This window comes from Paracoccus haeundaensis (assembly GCF_006239215.1).
Lineage (GTDB): Bacteria > Pseudomonadota > Alphaproteobacteria > Rhodobacterales > Rhodobacteraceae > Paracoccus > Paracoccus marcusii.
The window spans coordinates 39,927-57,216 of the sequence record NZ_VDDC01000007.1; the positions used below are offsets into that span (position 1 = coordinate 39,927).

20 protein-coding genes are annotated in these 17,290 nt (G+C 68.8%); 6 read left to right on the forward strand and 14 right to left on the reverse strand.

Translation table 11 applies throughout. From position 1 onward, the window contains the following. The first annotated feature begins 15 nt into the window (after positions 1-15). A complete protein-coding gene (rpsU, locus tag FHD67_RS03085) occupies positions 16-222 on the forward strand; it encodes a 30S ribosomal protein S21 (protein ID WP_081994671.1) in 207 nt (68 codons plus the stop codon). Positions 223-308: 86 nt separating this feature from the next. Here the strand turns inward: rpsU and FHD67_RS03090 are convergent, their stop codons facing one another. Both FHD67_RS03090 and FHD67_RS03095 read right to left on the reverse strand, forming a co-directional pair. Next, positions 309-1,043, reverse strand: a complete 735-nt coding sequence (locus FHD67_RS03090) for a hypothetical protein (protein ID WP_139597782.1) — start codon at positions 1,041-1,043, stop codon at positions 309-311. A gap of 69 nt (positions 1,044-1,112) precedes the next feature. Then, entirely contained in the window at positions 1,113-1,574 is a 462-nt protein-coding gene (locus FHD67_RS03095) for an Lrp/AsnC family transcriptional regulator (RefSeq protein ID WP_046000877.1), read from the reverse strand. 134 nt (positions 1,575-1,708) lie between these two features. Here FHD67_RS03095 and ald point away from each other — a divergent pair, with 134 nt between their 5' ends. Next, the gene (ald, locus tag FHD67_RS03100) at positions 1,709-2,827 is read left to right on the forward strand and encodes an alanine dehydrogenase (protein WP_139597783.1); all 1,119 of its coding nucleotides are present in this window, start codon (positions 1,709-1,711) and stop codon (positions 2,825-2,827) included. Between the two features lie 3 nt (positions 2,828-2,830). Here ald and mscL read toward each other — a convergent pair whose 3' ends face one another. The 3 genes from mscL to FHD67_RS03115 all read right to left on the reverse strand — a co-directional run bounded on the left by mscL (position 2,831) and on the right by FHD67_RS03115 (position 4,568). Beyond that, entirely contained in the window at positions 2,831-3,274 is a 444-nt protein-coding gene (mscL, locus tag FHD67_RS03105; RefSeq protein WP_045980951.1) for a large conductance mechanosensitive channel protein MscL, read from the reverse strand. Between the two features lie 115 nt (positions 3,275-3,389). After that, complete coding sequence (locus FHD67_RS03110) at positions 3,390-4,013, reverse strand: DsbA family protein (RefSeq protein WP_139597784.1); 624 nt, start codon at positions 4,011-4,013, stop codon at positions 3,390-3,392. Positions 4,014-4,043: 30 nt separating this feature from the next. Continuing rightward, entirely contained in the window at positions 4,044-4,568 is a 525-nt protein-coding gene (locus FHD67_RS03115) for a DUF721 domain-containing protein (RefSeq protein WP_045980953.1), read from the reverse strand. An 85-nt stretch (positions 4,569-4,653) separates the two neighbouring features. Here FHD67_RS03115 and mutY point away from each other — a divergent pair, with 85 nt between their 5' ends. The 3 genes from mutY to FHD67_RS03130 all read left to right on the forward strand — a co-directional run bounded on the left by mutY (position 4,654) and on the right by FHD67_RS03130 (position 7,402). Then, positions 4,654-5,679: an A/G-specific adenine glycosylase gene (gene mutY / locus FHD67_RS03120; RefSeq protein WP_139597785.1), complete on the forward strand. Its 1,026-nt coding sequence runs from the start codon at positions 4,654-4,656 to the stop codon at positions 5,677-5,679. Between the two features lie 9 nt (positions 5,680-5,688). Next, positions 5,689-6,819, forward strand: a complete 1,131-nt coding sequence (locus tag FHD67_RS03125) for an alkane 1-monooxygenase (RefSeq protein ID WP_139597786.1) — start codon at positions 5,689-5,691, stop codon at positions 6,817-6,819. Positions 6,820-6,940: 121 nt separating this feature from the next. Then, entirely contained in the window at positions 6,941-7,402 is a 462-nt protein-coding gene (locus FHD67_RS03130) for a BLUF domain-containing protein (protein WP_052714550.1), read from the forward strand. A 90-nt stretch (positions 7,403-7,492) separates the two neighbouring features. Here the strand turns inward: FHD67_RS03130 and FHD67_RS03135 are convergent, their stop codons facing one another. From FHD67_RS03135 to FHD67_RS03155, 5 genes are all read right to left on the reverse strand, one after another. Continuing rightward, the gene (locus FHD67_RS03135; protein ID WP_046000741.1) at positions 7,493-8,623 is read right to left on the reverse strand and encodes a site-specific DNA-methyltransferase; all 1,131 of its coding nucleotides are present in this window, start codon (positions 8,621-8,623) and stop codon (positions 7,493-7,495) included. 90 nt (positions 8,624-8,713) lie between these two features. After that, positions 8,714-9,343, reverse strand: coding sequence for a ribonuclease HII (locus FHD67_RS03140; RefSeq protein ID WP_046000740.1), 630 nt, complete (start codon positions 9,341-9,343; stop codon positions 8,714-8,716). Continuing rightward, positions 9,340-9,819, reverse strand: coding sequence for an ureidoglycolate lyase (locus FHD67_RS03145; protein ID WP_046000739.1), 480 nt, complete (start codon positions 9,817-9,819; stop codon positions 9,340-9,342). The genes FHD67_RS03140 and FHD67_RS03145 overlap by 4 nt, the downstream gene beginning before the upstream one ends. Positions 9,820-9,828: 9 nt before the next feature. After that, positions 9,829-11,451, reverse strand: a complete 1,623-nt coding sequence (locus tag FHD67_RS03150; protein WP_139597787.1) for a glycosyl transferase family 90 — start codon at positions 11,449-11,451, stop codon at positions 9,829-9,831. Position 11,452: 1 nt separating this feature from the next. Then, on the reverse strand, positions 11,453-12,649 hold the full coding sequence (locus tag FHD67_RS03155; protein WP_046000737.1) for an MFS transporter: 1,197 nt from the start codon (positions 12,647-12,649) through the stop codon (positions 11,453-11,455). Between the two features lie 196 nt (positions 12,650-12,845). On the opposite strand from FHD67_RS03155, the gene FHD67_RS03160 reads away from it, so the two are divergent. Beyond that, a complete protein-coding gene (locus FHD67_RS03160) occupies positions 12,846-13,601 on the forward strand; it encodes a GntR family transcriptional regulator (RefSeq protein ID WP_176695043.1) in 756 nt (251 codons plus the stop codon). On the opposite strand, the gene FHD67_RS03165 is transcribed toward FHD67_RS03160, so the two are convergent. Genes FHD67_RS03165 through FHD67_RS03180 form a run of 4 tightly spaced genes read right to left on the reverse strand, consistent with a single transcriptional unit; the run spans position 13,598 to position 17,287 of the window. After that, entirely contained in the window at positions 13,598-15,091 is a 1,494-nt protein-coding gene (locus tag FHD67_RS03165) for a class I adenylate-forming enzyme family protein (RefSeq protein ID WP_046000736.1), read from the reverse strand. The genes FHD67_RS03160 and FHD67_RS03165 overlap by 4 nt on opposite strands. Further along, positions 15,088-15,897 carry an oxepin-CoA hydrolase, alternative type gene (locus tag FHD67_RS03170; protein ID WP_139597789.1) on the reverse strand — a complete coding sequence of 270 codons (810 nt, stop codon included), beginning with the start codon at positions 15,895-15,897 and terminating at the stop codon, positions 15,088-15,090. Before FHD67_RS03170 ends, FHD67_RS03165 begins: the two co-directional genes overlap by 4 nt. Next, complete coding sequence (locus FHD67_RS03175; RefSeq protein ID WP_139597790.1) at positions 15,894-16,292, reverse strand: PaaI family thioesterase; 399 nt, start codon at positions 16,290-16,292, stop codon at positions 15,894-15,896. The genes FHD67_RS03170 and FHD67_RS03175 overlap by 4 nt, the downstream gene beginning before the upstream one ends. Then, positions 16,289-17,287, reverse strand: a complete 999-nt coding sequence (locus FHD67_RS03180) for an acyl-CoA dehydrogenase family protein (RefSeq protein ID WP_046000733.1) — start codon at positions 17,285-17,287, stop codon at positions 16,289-16,291. Before FHD67_RS03180 ends, FHD67_RS03175 begins: the two co-directional genes overlap by 4 nt. Between the last annotated feature and the right edge of the window lie 3 nt (positions 17,288-17,290).

The window sequence follows — 17,290 nt, forward strand, 5'->3', positions numbered from 1 at the left end:
GGTGGTGACAACCACATGCAGGTCAATGTTCGCGACAACAACGTCGAACAGGCGCTCCGTGCTCTGAAGAAGAAACTTCAGCGCGAAGGTGTCTTCCGCGAAATGAAGCTCAAGCAGCATTTCGAGAAGCCGTCGGTCAAGAAAGCCCGTGAAAAGGCCGAGGCCGTTCGCCGCGCCCGCAAGCTGGCCCGTAAAAAGGCACAGCGCGAAGGCGCGCTGTAAGACGACGCGATCTTGTGTCATTTGAAAACCCCCGCGGCGCCATGCCGCGGGGGTTTTCTTTCGTGCTGGGTCGATCCGGGACGCGATCAGCCGTTGCTGTCCGAACCGCCATCCGAACCGCTGTCTGATCCACCACCGGAACCGCTGTCCGATCCGCCGTCGGAACCACCGTCCGAACCGCCATCCGAATCACCGCCGTCGGATCCACCGTCCGTGCCGCCATCAGACGCGCCGCCGTCGGATGCGCCGCCGTCAGCGCCATCGTCCGAACCGCCATCCGCGGCACCGTCATCACCGGCCCCGCCATCCATGCCGTCATCACCGGTACCATCATCCGTGGCGCCATCTTCGGTCGATCCGTCATCGGTTGCGCCGCCGTCCACGGCGCCTGCCGTGCCGACGGGCGCCGCGCCAGAATCATCGCCTGCCGAGGATGTCTCGGGGTCGTCCCGCGTCTCTACCCCGTTCACCGAGACGAGCCGCCCGTTGGCGGTGCTGTAGACCAGTTCGGTCGGCACGCCGGCGCGCTGTGCGGTCACCGTCAGGATGGGTCCCTCGCGCTGGATGTAGATGTCGGAATAGCCCTGGTCGGACAGGGTGTCGGCGATGGCCTCATAATTCTCCAGGCTTTCCAGCCGCGGATAATCGCTTTCCGAGACGAAGCCGCCGGACGGCGATTCCTCCAGCGCGTCATCGGGGACGATGACGGTCGATTCGGGGGTCTCGATCACGGTGGTCTGTGCGATCGCGGTCGTGGCCATCAGGCTGGCTGCGGCGATCTGGCCGCCGACCAGCAGGGCCTTGAACGGAGTCTTCAGCATCGTGCGTCTCCTGTTGTCTGTCTGGCGGTATAACGCGCATCCGGGCCCGCAGGGTTCCCTGACCGCCGATCAGACGGGAATCGCGGTGGTCCGGAACACCGTGCGCAGGGCAAAGCTGGAATGCATCTGGGCAACCCCCGGCAGGCGCGACAGGTGCTGACGGTGGATGCGGGCGAAGTCGTCCGTATCCTCGACCACGATCTTCAGCAGATAGTCGGCCGTGCCCGCCATCAGGTGGCATTCCAGCACATCCGGGATGGTGCGCACGCCGCGTTCGAAGGCGTCCAGGACCTCGTCCGCCTGACCCGACAGGGTGATCTCGACGAAGACCGTCGTCTGGCGGCGCAGGGCGCGCGCATCCAGAAGCGCGACATAGCCCGAGATGACGCCGGCCTCCTCCAGCCGCTGCACGCGCCTGTGGCAGGCGGACGGGGACAGATGCACCCGTAGCGCCAGCTCGGCATTGCTGATTCGTCCCTCGGTCTGAAGCAGGGACAGGATTCGTCGGTCTATTGCGTCAAGATCGGCCATGCCGGCAGAATCTTCGAAGACCGGTCCCGATGCCAGCGGTTTCTTCGTCGATCATCCGCCTGTCGGGGGAATGTTCGCAGCACCTTGCGGGCCGGACGGGGCATCATCGGACCACAGATCTGGGAGGAGAGACCATGAAGATCGGATGCCCCACCGAAATCAAGCCGCAGGAATTCCGCGTCGGCCTGACCCCCGCCGCCGCCGCCGAGGCCGTGCTGCGCGGCCATGACGTGCTGGTCCAGTCCGGCGCGGGCCTGGGCGCGGGGTTCGCGGACCAGGATTACGTCGATGCCGGCGCCACGATCGCCCCCGACGCGGCAACGGTGTTCGCCGATGCCGAACTGATCATCAAGGTCAAGGAGCCGCAGGCCGCCGAACGCAAGATGCTGGCCCGCGGCCAGATCCTGTTCACCTATCTGCACCTGGCGCCCGATCCGGACCAGACCCGCGACCTGCTGGACAGCGGCGTGACCGCCATCGCCTATGAGACGGTCACCGACGCACGCGGCGGCCTGCCCCTGCTGGCCCCGATGTCCGAAGTCGCCGGTCGCCTCGCCCCGCAGGTCGGTGCATGGGCGCTGCAAAAGGCCAATGGCGGCCGCGGCATGCTGATGGGCGGCGTGCCCGGCGTGCGGCCTGCGAATGTCGTGGTGATCGGCGGCGGCGTGGTGGGCACCGCGGCGGCGCGCGTGGCGGTCGGCATGGGGGCCAACGTGACGGTCATGGACCGGTCGGTGCCGCGCCTGTCCTATCTGGACGACATCTTCATGGGCCGCCTGACCACCCAGTTCGCCAGCGCCGCGGCCACGGCCGAGGCGATCCGCACGGCCGACATGGTGATCGGCGCGGTCCTGATCCCCGGCGCCGCCGCGCCCAAGCTGATCAGCCGCGACCAGCTGTCGACCATGCCGCAGGGCGCGGTTCTGGTCGACGTGGCGATCGATCAGGGCGGTTGCTTCGAGACGTCGCGCGCCACCACGCACCAGGACCCCATCTATGACGTCGACGGGATCGTGCATTACTGCGTGGCGAACATGCCGGGCGCGGTGGCCCGCACCAGCACGCAGGCGCTTGGCAACGTGACCATGCCGCATCTGCTGGCCCTGGCCGACAAAGGCTGGCGCCGCGCGCTGACCGATGACGCGCATCTGCGCGCCGGGCTGTCGGTCCACGAGGGCCAGCTGACCTCGCCCCCGGTGGGCGAGGCCCTGGGCCTGGATGCCGTCACCCCGGCATCGGTGCTGGGGCTGTAGGCGTCAGGCGGGGCTGGCGCGGTCGGCCAGCAGGTCGCGGATCTGCGCCAGCAGTTCCTCCTGGGTGGGGCCGGCCGGGGGGGTCTCCTTGGCCTCCTCTTTGCGCATCGCGGCGCGCTGCAGGCGGTTCACGCCCTTGACCAGCAGGAACACCGCCCAGGCCACGATCAGGAAGTTCAGCACCGCCATCGCGAAGGCGCCATAGGCAAAGATGGCCGCCCCGGAATCGCGGGCGGCGGCCAGGCTGGCCCCGTCGGCCACGTTGCCGGACAGGACGACGTACTTGTCGGTGAAATCGATCCCGCCGGTCATCAACCCCAGGATCGGGTTGATCAGGTCGACGACCAGCGAATTGACGATGCCCGTGAAGGCCGCGCCGATGATGATGCCCACGGCAAGGTCGATGACGTTGCCGCGGGCGATGAAAGTCTTGAATTCCTGAATCATGACACACTGTCCCCGTGCTGCGCGTCAATTCCGCGCCCGCCGATCCTGCGACCATGCCGGACGAAAATCAATCGCGTGCGTGCAGGGCCCGCGCGGGGCCCTGCGGGGGGATGCGTCACTGGGCCGGGGCGGCCTCGGCCAGCTTGGTGTCGATGATTTCCTTCATGCTGTCCCAGGGCTGGTTCGACACCTTCTCTCCGCCGATGATGAAGGTCGGGGTGGCCTCGACCTCGTCGGCGGTGGCGTTCGTCTGGAACGTGGCGATCAGCTGTTCGACCTTGGCGGTATCCTCCCAGCAGGCGGTCATCTGTTCCTCGGTCATCCCGGCCTTCAGGCCGATGCGGCGCAGGTTCGTCGCGATCTCGTCGCCCGAACCGCCGGCCAGCCACTGTTCCTGTTCGTCGAACAGCATCCCGGACACGGGGAAGAACTTGTCGTCGCCGCCGCAGCGCGCCAGGATCCCGGCCCACAGGCCCGGCTGGTCGAAATAGACGTCGCGCTGAACGAAGCGGACCTTGCCGGTGTCGATGTATTCCGACTTGAGCTGCGGATAGACGTTGGCGTGGAAATTCGCGCAATGCCCGCAGGTGAAGCTGGCGTATTCGACGATCGTCAGGGGCGCGTCCTCGGCGCCCTGGGCGATGTCGGGCAGGGTTTCGGGGGTCGCGGCGGCGTCCTGCGCAAAGGCGGGGGCGGCCAGGGTCATCGCGACGGCGGTTGCGGCAAATCGCAGAAACATGGAAAGTCCTTTCAGGTCGTGCATGTCATGTCAGGTCCGGCGGCTGGCGACGTTCATCGCCAGTTGCGCCATGGCCTGGGCAAGGGTCGGATCGGAAAACTGCTGCCCCACCCCCCGGGCCTGCGCCACGATCGCGGGATCGGGCGCGCGGTCCGGGCGGGGCGCATGGGAAAAGGCCGCCTGCCCTTCGGCAAAGCCGGTTGCGGCGGTCTGCGTCAGGGTGATGCGGCTGACGGCGTTGTAGCCGTAGCAGGCGTTGACGCGGTCGCGCAGCCGGGGCAGCTGCATCTCGACCATGGGCGCCATGGGGCCGGTGGTCAGCAGCGTCAGCGTGGCGCCAAAGCCCGTGCGGGCGTGGCTGATGCGGACCGGACGGGTGACGGGGGCCAGCTGCGGGCCCGCGATCTCGGCCCAGTTGGTCAGCAGGCGGGTGACCGCGAATCCCCGCCCCTCGGCCGCCTTCTGGACGCGGTCGGCCAGCAGGGTGGCCGCCGCCTGAAAGCCGCGGCTGCGACGACGGATCCGGGTCTTTGGGGCGTCGGACGGGTGGGCCATGGGCGCCTTTGCTGCTATCACCCGGCCATTCTTAGCCAGCCATCCCCCCGGATGAAAGCGCGCCCTTTTGCAAAGGCCCACATAATTGCGTGAAAGCAAGGTGATCGCCCCCAACCTGCTGGACTGGTACGACCGCCATGCCCGCAGCCTGCCCTGGCGGGTGCCCCCCGGCGGCGGCCCTGCCGACCCCTATCGCGTCTGGCTGTCCGAGGTGATGCTGCAGCAGACCACCGTCGCGGCGGTCAAAGCGTATTTCCTGCGGTTCACCGCGCTGTGGCCGACGGTCCAGGACCTTGCGGCGGCCGATGACGCGCAGGTGATGGCCGAATGGGCGGGGTTGGGATACTACGCCCGCGCCCGAAACCTGCTGGCCTGCGCCCGTGCGGTGGCGGCGCGGGGCGGCTTTCCCGACACGCGCGACGGGTTGTCCGCGCTGCCGGGGATCGGGGCCTATACATCGGCCGCGATCGCCTCGATCGCCTTCGACCGGGTGGAAACCGTGGTGGACGGCAATGTCGAACGCGTGGTGTCGCGGCTGTTCGCGGTCCAGACACCCCTGCCCCGCGCGAAACCGGAACTGGTGGCGCTGGCCGACAGGCTGACACCGCAGTCCCGCCCGGGTGATTACGCGCAGGCGATGATGGACCTGGGCGCGACCATCTGCACGCCCCGCAGCCCCGCCTGCGTCATCTGCCCCGTCCAGGCCCAGTGCGACGCCCGCGCCCAGGGGATCGCGGCAGAACTGCCCCGCAAGACCCCCAAGGCCGCCAAGCCCACGCGTCAGGGCGTGGTCTGGCTGGCGCGCCAGGGTGATGCGCTTGTGCTAGAACACCGCCCGCCCAAGGGGCTGCTGGGCGGCACGCTGGCCTTTCCGTCGGCCCAATGGGATGGGCGCGACATGCCCCCGCCTGGCCCCGCCGACTGGCGCGACCTGGGCGCCGTGCGTCATGTCTTCACGCATTTCACGCTGGATCTGACCGTGCTGCTGGGCGATCTGACCGGCAATCCCACGCGCGGGGAACTGGTCCCCCTGCGGCAGATCGACCGCGACGCCCTGCCGGGGCTGATGCGCAAGGCCTGGGATATGGCGCAGCCGCATCTTCAGGGGTAGCATCGCGGCATGAGCCATGCCCCCCTGCCCGCCGCGGCGCCCTTCTGGCTGTCCATCGCCCTGATCCCCCTGGTCGCGCTGGCGGCCTGGGGCGGTGGGATGTGGTGGCTGATCGTGCCGGTCTATGCCTGGTATCTGACCACGGTTCTGGACCGCGTGCTGGGCCTGAACGAGGCCAATCCCGACCCGGACACCGCCACCGACCAGCTGTTCTGGCACCGCGCCGTGACGCTGATCTGGTTTCCGCTGCAGGCGGCCACGATCCTGGCCTGCCTGTGGGTTGCGGGGCGCACGGACCACCTGTCGGGGTGGGAATCGCTTGGGCTGTTCTTTGCCATCGGCGTCATGTCGGGCAGCGTCGGCATCGTCTATGCCCATGAACTGCTGCACCAGAAGACGCCGGCCGAACGCTGGCTGGGGGACCTGCTGCTGGCGTCGGTCCTTTATTCGCATTTCCGCACCGAACACCTGCTGGTGCATCACAGCTGGGTGTCGACCCCGCGCGACGCCGTCTCGGCCCGCTACAACGAAGGCTTTCACCGCTTCTTCGCCCGCGTCCTGATCGACGGCCCCCGCAGCGCGTGGCGGGCCGAGACGCGGTTCCTGGCCCGCGCGGGCCGCAGCCCTTGGGACCGCCGCAACCCCTTCTGGCGTTACGGCGTGCTGCAGGGGGCGATGCTGGGGCTGGCCATGGCCGTGGGCGGCTGGACCGGGCTGGGGCTGTTCCTGTTCCAGGCGCTGATCGCCGTCTGGCAGCTGGAGCTGACGAATTACGTCGAACATTACGGGCTGTCGCGCAAGCATCTGGGGGACGGCCGCTATGAACCCGTCCGCCCGCGCCACAGCTGGAACGCCAGCCACACCGCGACCAACTGGCTGCTGATCAACCTGCAGCGCCACTCCGACCATCACACAAAGCCCGACCGCCGCTTTCCGCTGCTGCAGACCTATGGCGCGGACGAGGCGCCGCAGCTGCCGATGGGCTATCCGGCGATGACGCTGCTGGCGATGGTCCCGCCGCTGTGGCGGCGGCGCATGAACCCCCGCGTGCGCGCCTGGCGGCGCCAGTTCTATCCAGAGATCACCGACTGGACCGACTATAACCGCGGCACCCTGCCCCTGCCCCGCAACGCGCTGTAGCGCGCCTGCCGCAGGGGTCGGCAAATATCGCTAAAAGGCTGCGCAGCTTGTTCCGGGCGCAACCTTGCATTGTGTGCACAAAATGGAAAAATGTCCCAAGGCGTAACAGGGACCGACCGGAATGAACGACGATTCGATGCTGATGCACAGCGATGCGCAGCCCTATCACTTCGCCGCGGGCGACAGTCTGGGCTATCTTCTGTACCGCAGCGTGGCCCGTCCCGGCATGCAACGCGACGACCTGGAACGCATCCTGCATCATGCGCGCGACCGCAACCGGGCGGCGGGGCTGACCGGATGCCTGCACCACGAGGACGGTCTGTTCTTCCAATGGGTCGAGGGGCCGCGCTTTCGCCTGTTCCGGCTGATCGACGTGCTGCGCGAGGATGACCGCCACCTGAACTTCACGGTGCTGGACCAGGGCCCGCTGCAACAGCGCCTGTTCAGCGATTGGGAGATGCGATTTTCCGACCGCGAGGCCGCATCGCTGCTGGAATGGCTGGCCGAACGGCGCGACCGTGCCGGGTCCGACCAGGACGACGCCGAAAGCATCGCGGCCTTCATGCGATCGATGAACGGCTGACGGATGAAAATTCCCCGCCATGCGAACATGGCGGGGCAAGGTGGTTCCGGCCGCGCGCATGGCGCGGGGGGAACGGGCGAAGGGTGAAGCTCAGTTGGGCCGGGGGGCGTCGCCCTCCATCTCGGCACGTATCTGCTGGCGCAGGATGTCCAGCGGGATCATCTTGCCCTCGCGCCGGAAATGCCAATAGGTCCAGCCGTTGCAGCTGGGCGCGCCTTCCAGCGCGGCGCCGACCTGGTGGATCGATCCCTTGACGTCGTTCCCGATCAGTGACCCATCGGCACGGACCTTGGCCTTGTGGCGGTTGCCGATCGAGAACAACTCCTCTCCGGGGCGCAGCATGCCGCGTTCGATGACCTGCCCGAAGGGGATACGCACCTCGGCGCGCTTGGCGCGGGTGGTGGCGATGGCGTCGGCGTCCAGCCGGCGGACGCGCGACAGGCGGCGGCCCGCGACCTCGCGATAGGCCTCCTCGCGCTCGATCCCGATATAGTCGCGGCCCAGCATCTTGGCGACCGCACCGGTGGTGCCGGTGCCGAAGAACGGGTCCAGCACCACGTCGCCGGGGTTGGTCGTGCCCAGGATCACCCGGTGAAGCAGCGATTCCGGCTTTTGCGTCGGATGGGCCTTGTCGCCGGCCGCGTCCTTCAGCCGCTCGCCGCCGTTGCAGATCGGCAGCACCCAATCGCTGCGCATCTGGACGCCCTCGTTCAGCGACTTCAGCGCCTCGTAGTTGAACGTGTATTTCGAGCTTTCCGACTTTGCCGCCCAGATCAGCGTCTCATGCGCGTTGGTCAGGCGCTTGCCGCGAAAGTTCGGCATCGGGTTCGACTTGCGCCAGATCACGTCGTTCATGATCCAGAACTGCTGGTTCTGCAGTTCGGCGCCGACGCGGAAGATGTTGTGATAGCTGCCGATCACCCAGATCGCGCCGTTCGGCTTCAGCAGGCGGCGGGCGGCGGCCAGCCAGTCGCGGGTGAAGGCGTCATAGGCGGCAAAGCTGGAAAACTGGTCCCAGTGATCGTCCACCGCATCGACCAGGCTGTTGTCGGGGCGATGCAGGTCGCCCTTCAACTGCAAGTTATAGGGCGGATCGGCAAAGATCAGGTCCACGCTGCCCGCGGGCAGGCTGTTCATGATCTCGATGCAATCCCCGCCCAGAATCTGGTTCAGCGGTAATGGCCGCGCGGAATCCGCGCGCTGGTCCTTGGTTTTCGTCATGCTCTGCCTTCGGGAAATGCCGACTTTTGCCGGTCTGGTATGTCCCCAAAGATGATTCAGATGCGAATCGCCGTCAATTTCTTTTTCGAATCAGTCACTTACCAAAGGGGCTTTACACAAGATGTTGTGGACCGGCCTGAACGACCGCCTATGATGTGGGGTTATCCCCAGATCTAGCAGGGCGCGTTTGTGGCCCGGCGTGGGGTATCCGGCATTCACGTCCCAGCCATATCCGGGGTGCTGTTGCGCCAAATCCACCATGATGCGGTCGCGCAACACCTTGGCCACGATCGAGGCCGCGGCGATCGACAGGCAGCGCGCATCGCCCTTGACCACCGCCTGCGCAGGCAGGGTCAGATCGCGGGGCAGCATGTTGCCATCGATCAGAACGTGGCAGGGCGGCTGGCGCAGCCCGGCCAGGGCGCGGCACATCGCGACATGGCTGGCGCGCAGGATGTTCAGGGCGTCGATCTCGACCGGATCGACATGGGCCACGGACCAGTCGCAATGCGCCATGATCCAAGCGGCCAGCGCGTCGCGCTGCGCGGCGGTCAGCTTCTTGCTGTCGTTCAGGCCGTCAGGGATGTTCTGCGGGTCCAGCACCACAGCCGCCGCGGTGACGGGGCCGGCCAGCGGCCCACGCCCGGCCTCGTCCACGCCCGCCACGCGACGCGCGCCCCCGGCCATGGCCAGGGTCTCGACGCTGTAATCGGGGGTCATGCGGTGATCCGCACCGCGGGGATGGTCACTTCCTCAAGGTTCGTGCCAGGCCCCTCGCGGTCCACGACAAGGAAATCGGCCGGCTGGTCCAAGGGCGTCAGCACGCCGTGCCAGGTTCCCGCATGCAGGTTCACGCCGGTATGCGCCGGGACCAGAAACGCCCGCAGGGCGCCGGGTCGGCCGTCGTCATCGGGCGCGACCACCGACAGCCAGGGCTGGTCGCCAAGCGGCATGAACGCCTGCGACCCAAGCGGGTGCCGTTCCAGCAGCGTGCAGTCATAGGGCAGGCTGACGGCCTGGCTGCGAAAAAGGGAAATGATCGCCTCTCCGCCGCCGCGTTCGACGGTGGCCAGGGCATGGTGGCGTTCGCAGCGGCCCGCATTGATCATGCGGTCGGGCATTGCGCGCGGGGTCAGCACCTCGCCGAAGGGGGCGAAGGCGGCGGCGGTCAGGGGTTCGATGCGGATCGTGCTCATGGCGGTGTTCTAGCGCGCCGCAGCCAGCCCGTCGAGGATCAGACGCATCAGGTCCGCCCGTGCGGCGGGGTCGCGCAGATGCGCGGCCTCGGCGCGCGCGGCACGCGACATGGCGCGACAGGCGTCGGGATGGGCGCGGGCCCAGGCCAGCTTGTCCTCCAGATCGGTCAGGTGGCGCGCGACGGGGATGAAATGCTCCCAAGGCCGGAAGCGCCCCGAATAGAACACCTGCCAGCCGTCATCCTCGGCCAGCAGCACGCCCTTCTGATCCAGCCCCGAGATGAAGTTCGACCCGTGGTCATACCCCGACAGGCACAGCTGATAGCGATAGGCACGAAAGTCGCGCGGCCCCATGCGCGGGCGGCAATAGGGCGCGATCAGCGGATCGTCGGCGTGCTGGCGGAAACTGTGCGCCATGACGATTCCCACATCGAAATCGGGATGATCGTGGAACCGGCGGACAAAGGCCATTCGGTTCGTGCGGCACAGGCCCTGCCATGCGGCCTCGCGATCCGCGGGGGTGGCGGCTTGGTCCAACCGCTGCAGCCAGACATGGCTGGCGGGACCGGGCTTCACCCCATCGCGCATTTCCGACCCCGAGATCATGCCGCGCCACACCAGCCGGTCCTGCTTGTCGTCCCAGGGGATGTCGTCGTCGGGCGCGGCGGGATCGAACCCCGGCAGGCCGATCGCGTGCTGGTCCGGCAGGGGCCACAGGACCGCGTTCACCGCCCCCGCCCGGCGGTTGTGGCACAGGACCGGACGATCCAGGGGCGCGCCCTGGGAGCTGCCGAACCAGCGACTGTCCTCCATGTCGATCCAAACCGGATCGCGGCGGTCCAGCGCCAGGATGTCGTTGATCACCCCCTCGGCCCGGATCAGCTTGAAGGGACGCCCCTCGCGCGCCAGGGCCAGGGGGCGGTGGCCGGGGAGCGTCAGAAGGGTGAACTGCCGCGGCGCACCCGCCGCGTCGGTCACCGCGCCGCTGCCCGACAGGGTGCCGTCCCATCGGCAGGCAAATCCCGACAGCCCCTGCGCGCCGCCTGCCCCATCGGGGTTCAGGCCCGCAAGACAGAAGCGCGCGACATCCTGCGCCCAGCCCGGCGGTGCCTTTGGCGTCGGCGGCAAGTCCACGACGGGGTCCGGGACGGGCCAGCGGTCGGGCCAGTGGTCGGGCAGCCCCCGGTCCAGCGCCAGCAACGGCCGCAACCGTGCGGCCAGGTCCGCGGGGGTGCTGTCGGTCAGGTCCAGCAGGATCAGCCGCGTGTCGTCCGCGAACAGGGCGCGCGTCGCGTCCAGATGCACCTGCATCCCTTCGGGCCAGCGATGGCGGGGCGGGATGGTCAGCAGGAACAGCGCGTCGGGCAGACGGTCGCGCAGAAAGGCGACGCAGCGCCAGGCCTGCAATGTCGGGCGCCAATGGGGCCGGTCGCGGTACAGCCCCGTGATCAACCGCGCGTTGGGCCAGCCGCGCAGGGGCTGCGTCCCCTGCCCCATCGCATAGACGATGTCCGCAGCCAGGCGCCCGCCGTCATGGCAGACCGCGCGATGGCCGTTGGCCTGAAACATCCGCGCCAGCGCCGCATCGATGGGGCCGTCGGGGCCGACATGGATGACGACCGGGTGGCCCATCTCAGCCCAGGCTGCGGCGCGGCAGCAGGATCGTCAGAAGCCCCAGCACCGGCAGGACCGAGCACAGCAGGAAAACCGACCGGATCCCCTGCGCATCCGCCAGCACGCCCAGAGCCGCGGCCGAGATCCCGCCCATGCCGAACGAGAAGCCGAAGAACAGCCCCGCGATCATGCCGGTGCGGCCCGGCACCAGCTCTTGCGCGAAGACCACGATGGCCGGAAAGGCCGATGCCAGCACCAGCCCGATCAGCACGGCCAGCACGCCCGTCGGCACCAGCCCCACATGCGGCAGCGCCAGCGTCAGCGGCAGCGCGCCCAGGATCGACACCCAGATGACCGTCAGCGGCCCGACCCTGTCGCCGATGATCCCGCCCAGCATGACGCCCGCCGCCATGCCCGCCAGGAACAGGAACAGCATGATCTGCGCGCCCTGGGTCGACAGGCCGAACTTGTCGATCGTGAAGAAGGTGAAATAGCTGCTCATCGAGGCGCTGTAGATGTTCTTGGTGAAGACCAGCACCGCCAGCACCGCGATGGCACGGATCACCGTCGCGCGCGGCAGGCGCAGGGTGCGGTCGGGGGTGGCGGTGCTGGCGCGGCGCCGATCCTCGGCCCAGCTGCCGACCTGCCACAGGATCGCGGCGCCCAGGGCGGCGGCGACCGCGAACCAGGCCACGGCCGGACGGCCCAACGGCACCACGATGAACGCGGCCAGCAGCGGCCCCAGCGCCTGCCCGCCATTGCCGCCCAGCTGGAACAGCGACTGCGCGGTGCCGAACCGCCCCCCCGACGCGATCCGCGCTACGCGCGAGCTTTCGGGATGGAACACGGCCGATCCGATGCCGATCAGCATCGCCCCCGACAAAAGCCAGGCATAGCCCTCGGCCATGCCCAGCATCAGCACGCCGCACAGCGTCGAGGCCATGCCGAAGGGCAGCGACCGCGGCTGCGGGTGGCGGTCGGTGGCCATCCCGATCAGCGGCTGCAGCAGCGACGCGGTGACCTGGAAGGCCAGCGTCATCACGCCGATCTGGGCATAGGACAGGTCGAATTCGACCTGCAGCAGCGGATAGATGGCCGCCAGCATCGACTGCATCACGTCGTTGATCATATGGCACAGGCTGATCGCCATCAGCACGCCCCAGGATGTCAGCGTCGCGGGTCCGGGTGTCACCGAGGGATGGGTGGTCGAGCGCATCGAAAATCCGCCATCATGCTTGCACGATCTGCATTTATCAGACATCCTGCGAAAGGAAAGCGTCGCGCGCCCGTCCGCCCGGGGTTTTTCCCCGGCCCGCGGCCAGCCGGGATGTCGCATGGCGAATTGGACAGCTTCCATTCTTGTGCGTATCATTTATCAAATCGGGACAGGTATATGTCACGAGTTCTTCAAAATGGCCAAGTTGTCCCAAGGTTCGTCCGTTACGATCCGCTCTTCCGGCGTCGACGCCGAACGGCGGCGACTCAACACATGGCAGGCGATCCGCGCGGATGTGCTGGGCCGGATCAGATCAGGCGAATGGCCGCCGGGCAGCCTGATCCCCACCGAACAGATGCTCTCGATCGAGATGGGCTGCGCGCGCGCCACGGTGAACCGTGCGCTGCGTGAGCTGGCCGACAGCGGCATCATTCAGCGCCGCCGCAAGGTGGGCACCCGCGTGACCGCCACCACGTCCCGCCGCACGACCCTGTCGCTGCCGGTCCTGCGCGACGAAATCGAATCGCTTGGCGCACGCTATGCCTATCAGATGACCGAATGCCTGCCCTGCAACCCCAGCCCCGCCGCCATGCAGGCGCTGCAGGTCGATGCCGACGACATGATGCTGCTGGTCAAGTCGCGCTATCTGGCCGACGACCGCCCGCATTGCTGCGAGGCGATCTGGCTGAACCCCCACGCGCTGGCCCTGCCCGATTTCCACCTGTTCGCGCATGAGCCGCCGCAGGAATGGCTGGCCCGCAGCCTGCCCGTCACACAAAGCCGCTTTTCGATCCTGGCCGAAGGGGCCAGCGGATCCTGCGCGGTGAACCTGACCATCGATCCGGGCACGCCGGTGATGACGATCGAGCGGGTCAACACGCTGGATTCGCTGCCTGTGTCGTTTGCCCGCCAGTTCTATCCGCCGATGCACCGCCTGGTGCTGGACGACTAAAGACCCAACAGGTCCGCGAAATGCGCGACAAGGCGGTGCTTGAGCACCTTGCCCGTCGCCGCCGCGGGCAGCGCGCCCGTCAGGATGATCCGCGTGGGCCGCTTGTAGGCCGACAGCCGCGCCGCCGCATGGGCCGCCAGCGCATCGGCCGTGACCGCATCCGGCGAAATCAGCTGACAGAAGGCCAAGATATCCTCGTCCCCGCCCTCGCGCGCGCGGCCGATCACGGCGGTCTGCAGGACGGCCGGATGATCGTTCAGCGCGGCCTCGACCTCGGGCGGATAGACGTTGAAGCCGCCGCGGATGATCAGCTCCTTGCAACGGCCCACGATGTGCAGCCGCCCCTGCGCGTCGATCCGGCCCAGATCGCCGGTGCGCATCCAGCCGTCCCGCAGCACCTGCGCCGTACCCTCCGCATTGCGAAAATATCCGCGCATGATGTGCGGACCCCGCGTCAGCACCTCTCCGGTGCCGGGTTCGCGGCCGATGGTCTCGTCCAGCGCGATCTGGACCCCCGGCAGCGGGTGGCCCGCCGAGGGGTCCGGGTCGCCGATGGCGTTGTTCGTGACGGTGACGCCTGCCGTCGTCTCGGTCATGCCATAGCCGTTCTGCAGCGCGATGCCGTAGAACGCCTCGGCCCGCCGCTTCCAGTCGGGGTCCAGGGGCGCCGCGCCGCTGCTGACATAGCGCAGGGGGCGGGCCAGACGCTCCAGCCCCTGGGCCCGCGCCTCGGCCATGATGGCCGCGTGCATCTGCGGAACGGCGGGCAGGACGGTCACGTCCGATTGCAGCGCGGCCAGCGTCTGCGCGGCGGAAAAGCGCGGCTCCAGCCGGATATGCGCGCCCGTGGCCAGCCCCGCGGCAAGCATCGAGGTCAGCCCGAAGACATGCGTCAGCGGCAGCACGCCCCAGATGACGTCATCCGCCTGCATCCCCCGCAGCCGGGCCGAGCTTTCGCCGCCAAAGATCAGGTTGCCATGGGTCAGCATCACCCCCTTGGGCGTGCCCGTCGTGCCGGTGGTGTAGAGGATCACCGCCGTCATCGCATCCTGCTGCTCGACCTGCTCCGGCACGGCGTCGAACGGCCCCGCCACATGCAGTGCCGCCCCGGCCAGCGTGACGGCGCGCGCATCGCCCGCATGGACACGCGCGGGTTCGCTGACATCGGACAGGAACAGGGTCAGGCGCGGTTCGGTATGGGCCGTGATCTTGGCCAGCTCCGGCGCGGTCATGCGCGCGTTCACGGGCACCAGCACCGCGTCCATGCGGCTGGCGGCCAGCAGCAGGACCGGCACCGGGGCCGCGTTCTCGGCCACCACCAGCAGCCGGTCGCCAGGGCGCAGGCCCATCGCCGCCAGATCCGCCTGCGTCCGCCGGACCAGATCGTCCAGCGCGGCATAGGTCAGGGTGCGTTCTGTCCCGTCGGTCAGGGCCGGGCGGTCAGGATGGGCCGCGCGGGCGGCGTCGAACAGCTGGTGGATACGGGTCATGAATCCTCGCGAAGGCGGCGGAAATCGGGGGGGCGCTTGGCCAGGAAGGCGGTAATGCCCTCGGCCGCCTCGCGCGAGGCAAGGGCCGTGGCCATCGCGTCGCGTTCGGCGGTCAGCTGCGCCTCCAGCAGGGTGGCGCGGGCGCCGGTCAGCAGATGCTTGATCGCGGCCTGGGCCTCTGCGGGCCCTGCGGCCAGGCGATCGGCCAGGGCCATGGCGGCCATGATGGCCTCTCCGGGCTCGGTCAGTTCCTGGATGACGCCCAGGGCGTGCAGGCGTTCGGCGCCCACGGGCTGGCCGGTCAGGGCCATGGACGCGGCCATCTGCGGCGGCAGGCAGGCGGTCAGCGCCGCGGTCAGCCCGCCATCGGGCACAAGCCCGGCATTCACATAGGCTGCCGTATAGCGCGCGTCGCGGGCCGACACGATCATGTCGCAGGCCAGGGCCAGCGACAGGCCCGCGCCGGCGGCGCCCCCCTCGACCACGGCGATGACCGGGCGGGGGCAGGCCACGACCGCGCGCATCAGGTCGTTCAGCGCGTCGATGCGGGCGCGGCGCTGATCCTCGGACATCTCCTGCGCCTTGATCAGCATGGTCAGATCGCCGCCCGCGCAGAAGAAGTCGCCCTCGCCCATGATCAGCACGGCGCCGATGCGGGGGTTGTCGGTGGCCAGCTCCAGCGCGCGGTGCAGGCCCTTGTAGAAATCGGGCGTCAGCGCGTTGCGGCGGGCGGCGTTGCGGTTCTCGACCACCAGGCGGTCGCCCAGGTCGCTGATTTCGCAATGCGGATTGGTGAGGTCGGTCATGGGGCGGCCCTTGTCTTGCGGAAGACGCCGGTCGCGGTGGCGATCAGCGTGCCGTCCTCATGCCGCAAGGCGCCCTCGATGAACAGGGTGGCGCGCCCGCCCCCGGTGACGCGACCGGTGGCGGTCACGCGTCCCGGCAGGCCCGGCGCCAGATAGTTCACCGTCAGCGACAGGGTGGTGAAGGGATGGCGGCCCGTGGCATCGACCGTCAGGCTGCCCGTGGCGCCCATCGCGCTGTCCAGAAGCGTCGCGGCCAGCCCGCCATGCAGGATGCCCTGACGGTTCAGATGGCGGTCGTCCAGATCCAGCCAGCAGACCGCCCCCGCCCGGCAGCCCACGTCCAGGACATAGCCGATCAGGGACTGGGTGCCGGTTTCGCCGTGGATCAGGGTCATGCGAATGCGGGCTCGCCGCGCGCGAACCGCTCCAGATGGAAATCCGCGTCGCCCATGGCCGTGTCGGCGGCCAGCAGGCGGCGGATCATGCCGCCAAGCGCGTATTCCTCGGTCATGCCGATACCGCCATGCAGCTGCACCGATTCCTCGGCCACCAGCCGCGCGACCCGGCCCAGGGTGACCTTGCAGGCCTGCAGATGCCGGTCGCGCAGGGGCGCCTCGGCATCCAGATGGCCCGCGAAATTGGTGACGGCGGAGCGCGCCTGTTCGACCTCGACCGACAGGTCGGCGGCCCGATGCGCCAAGGCCTGGAACGCGATCAGCGGCTGGCCGAACTGCTTGCGGGTGCGCAGATAGTCCAGCGTCAGATCGACCGCTGCGCTCAGCGTGCCCAAGGCATAGGCCGCATGGGCCAGAACGCCCCGCGCCAGCACCGCGTCGAAATCGGCCAAGGCCCCAAGCCGCGTGGCAGGGGTGGCGTCAAGGATCAGGTCCGCGCCGCGCTGATCGTCCATCAGCGGATAGGGGCGCACCGTCAGCCCCGTCGCGTCGGGCGCGACCCGCCACAGCGCATCGGCGGTGGTGACGATGATTGCCGCCGCCCCTTCGGCCCCCGCCACCATGGTCTTGCGCCCGGTCAGGCGGTCGCCCTCCGCGCGGATCGCCACGCCGCGGTCGTAACGCGTGCCGGGTTCGGCATCAGCGAAGGCGATGGTGGCCCCGTCATCGGCAGGCTGGCCCGCCTGCGCCAGGGCCGCCGCCCCGATCATCGTGCCGATCAGCGGCAGGGACGCGCCCGCCCGGCCCAAGGCCTCGAAGATCAGCGCCACGGCGGCGCCCGATCCGTCGAAGCCGCCCTCGGCTTCGGTCAGCAGGGCGTGGGGGACGCCGGCCTCCAGCAGCGCGGGCATCAGCGCCTCGCCGGAATGGCGGGCCAGGATGCCGCGCAGGCTGTCCTGCAGCATGCGGTGGTCGTCGGAAAGCTGAAAATCCATGGG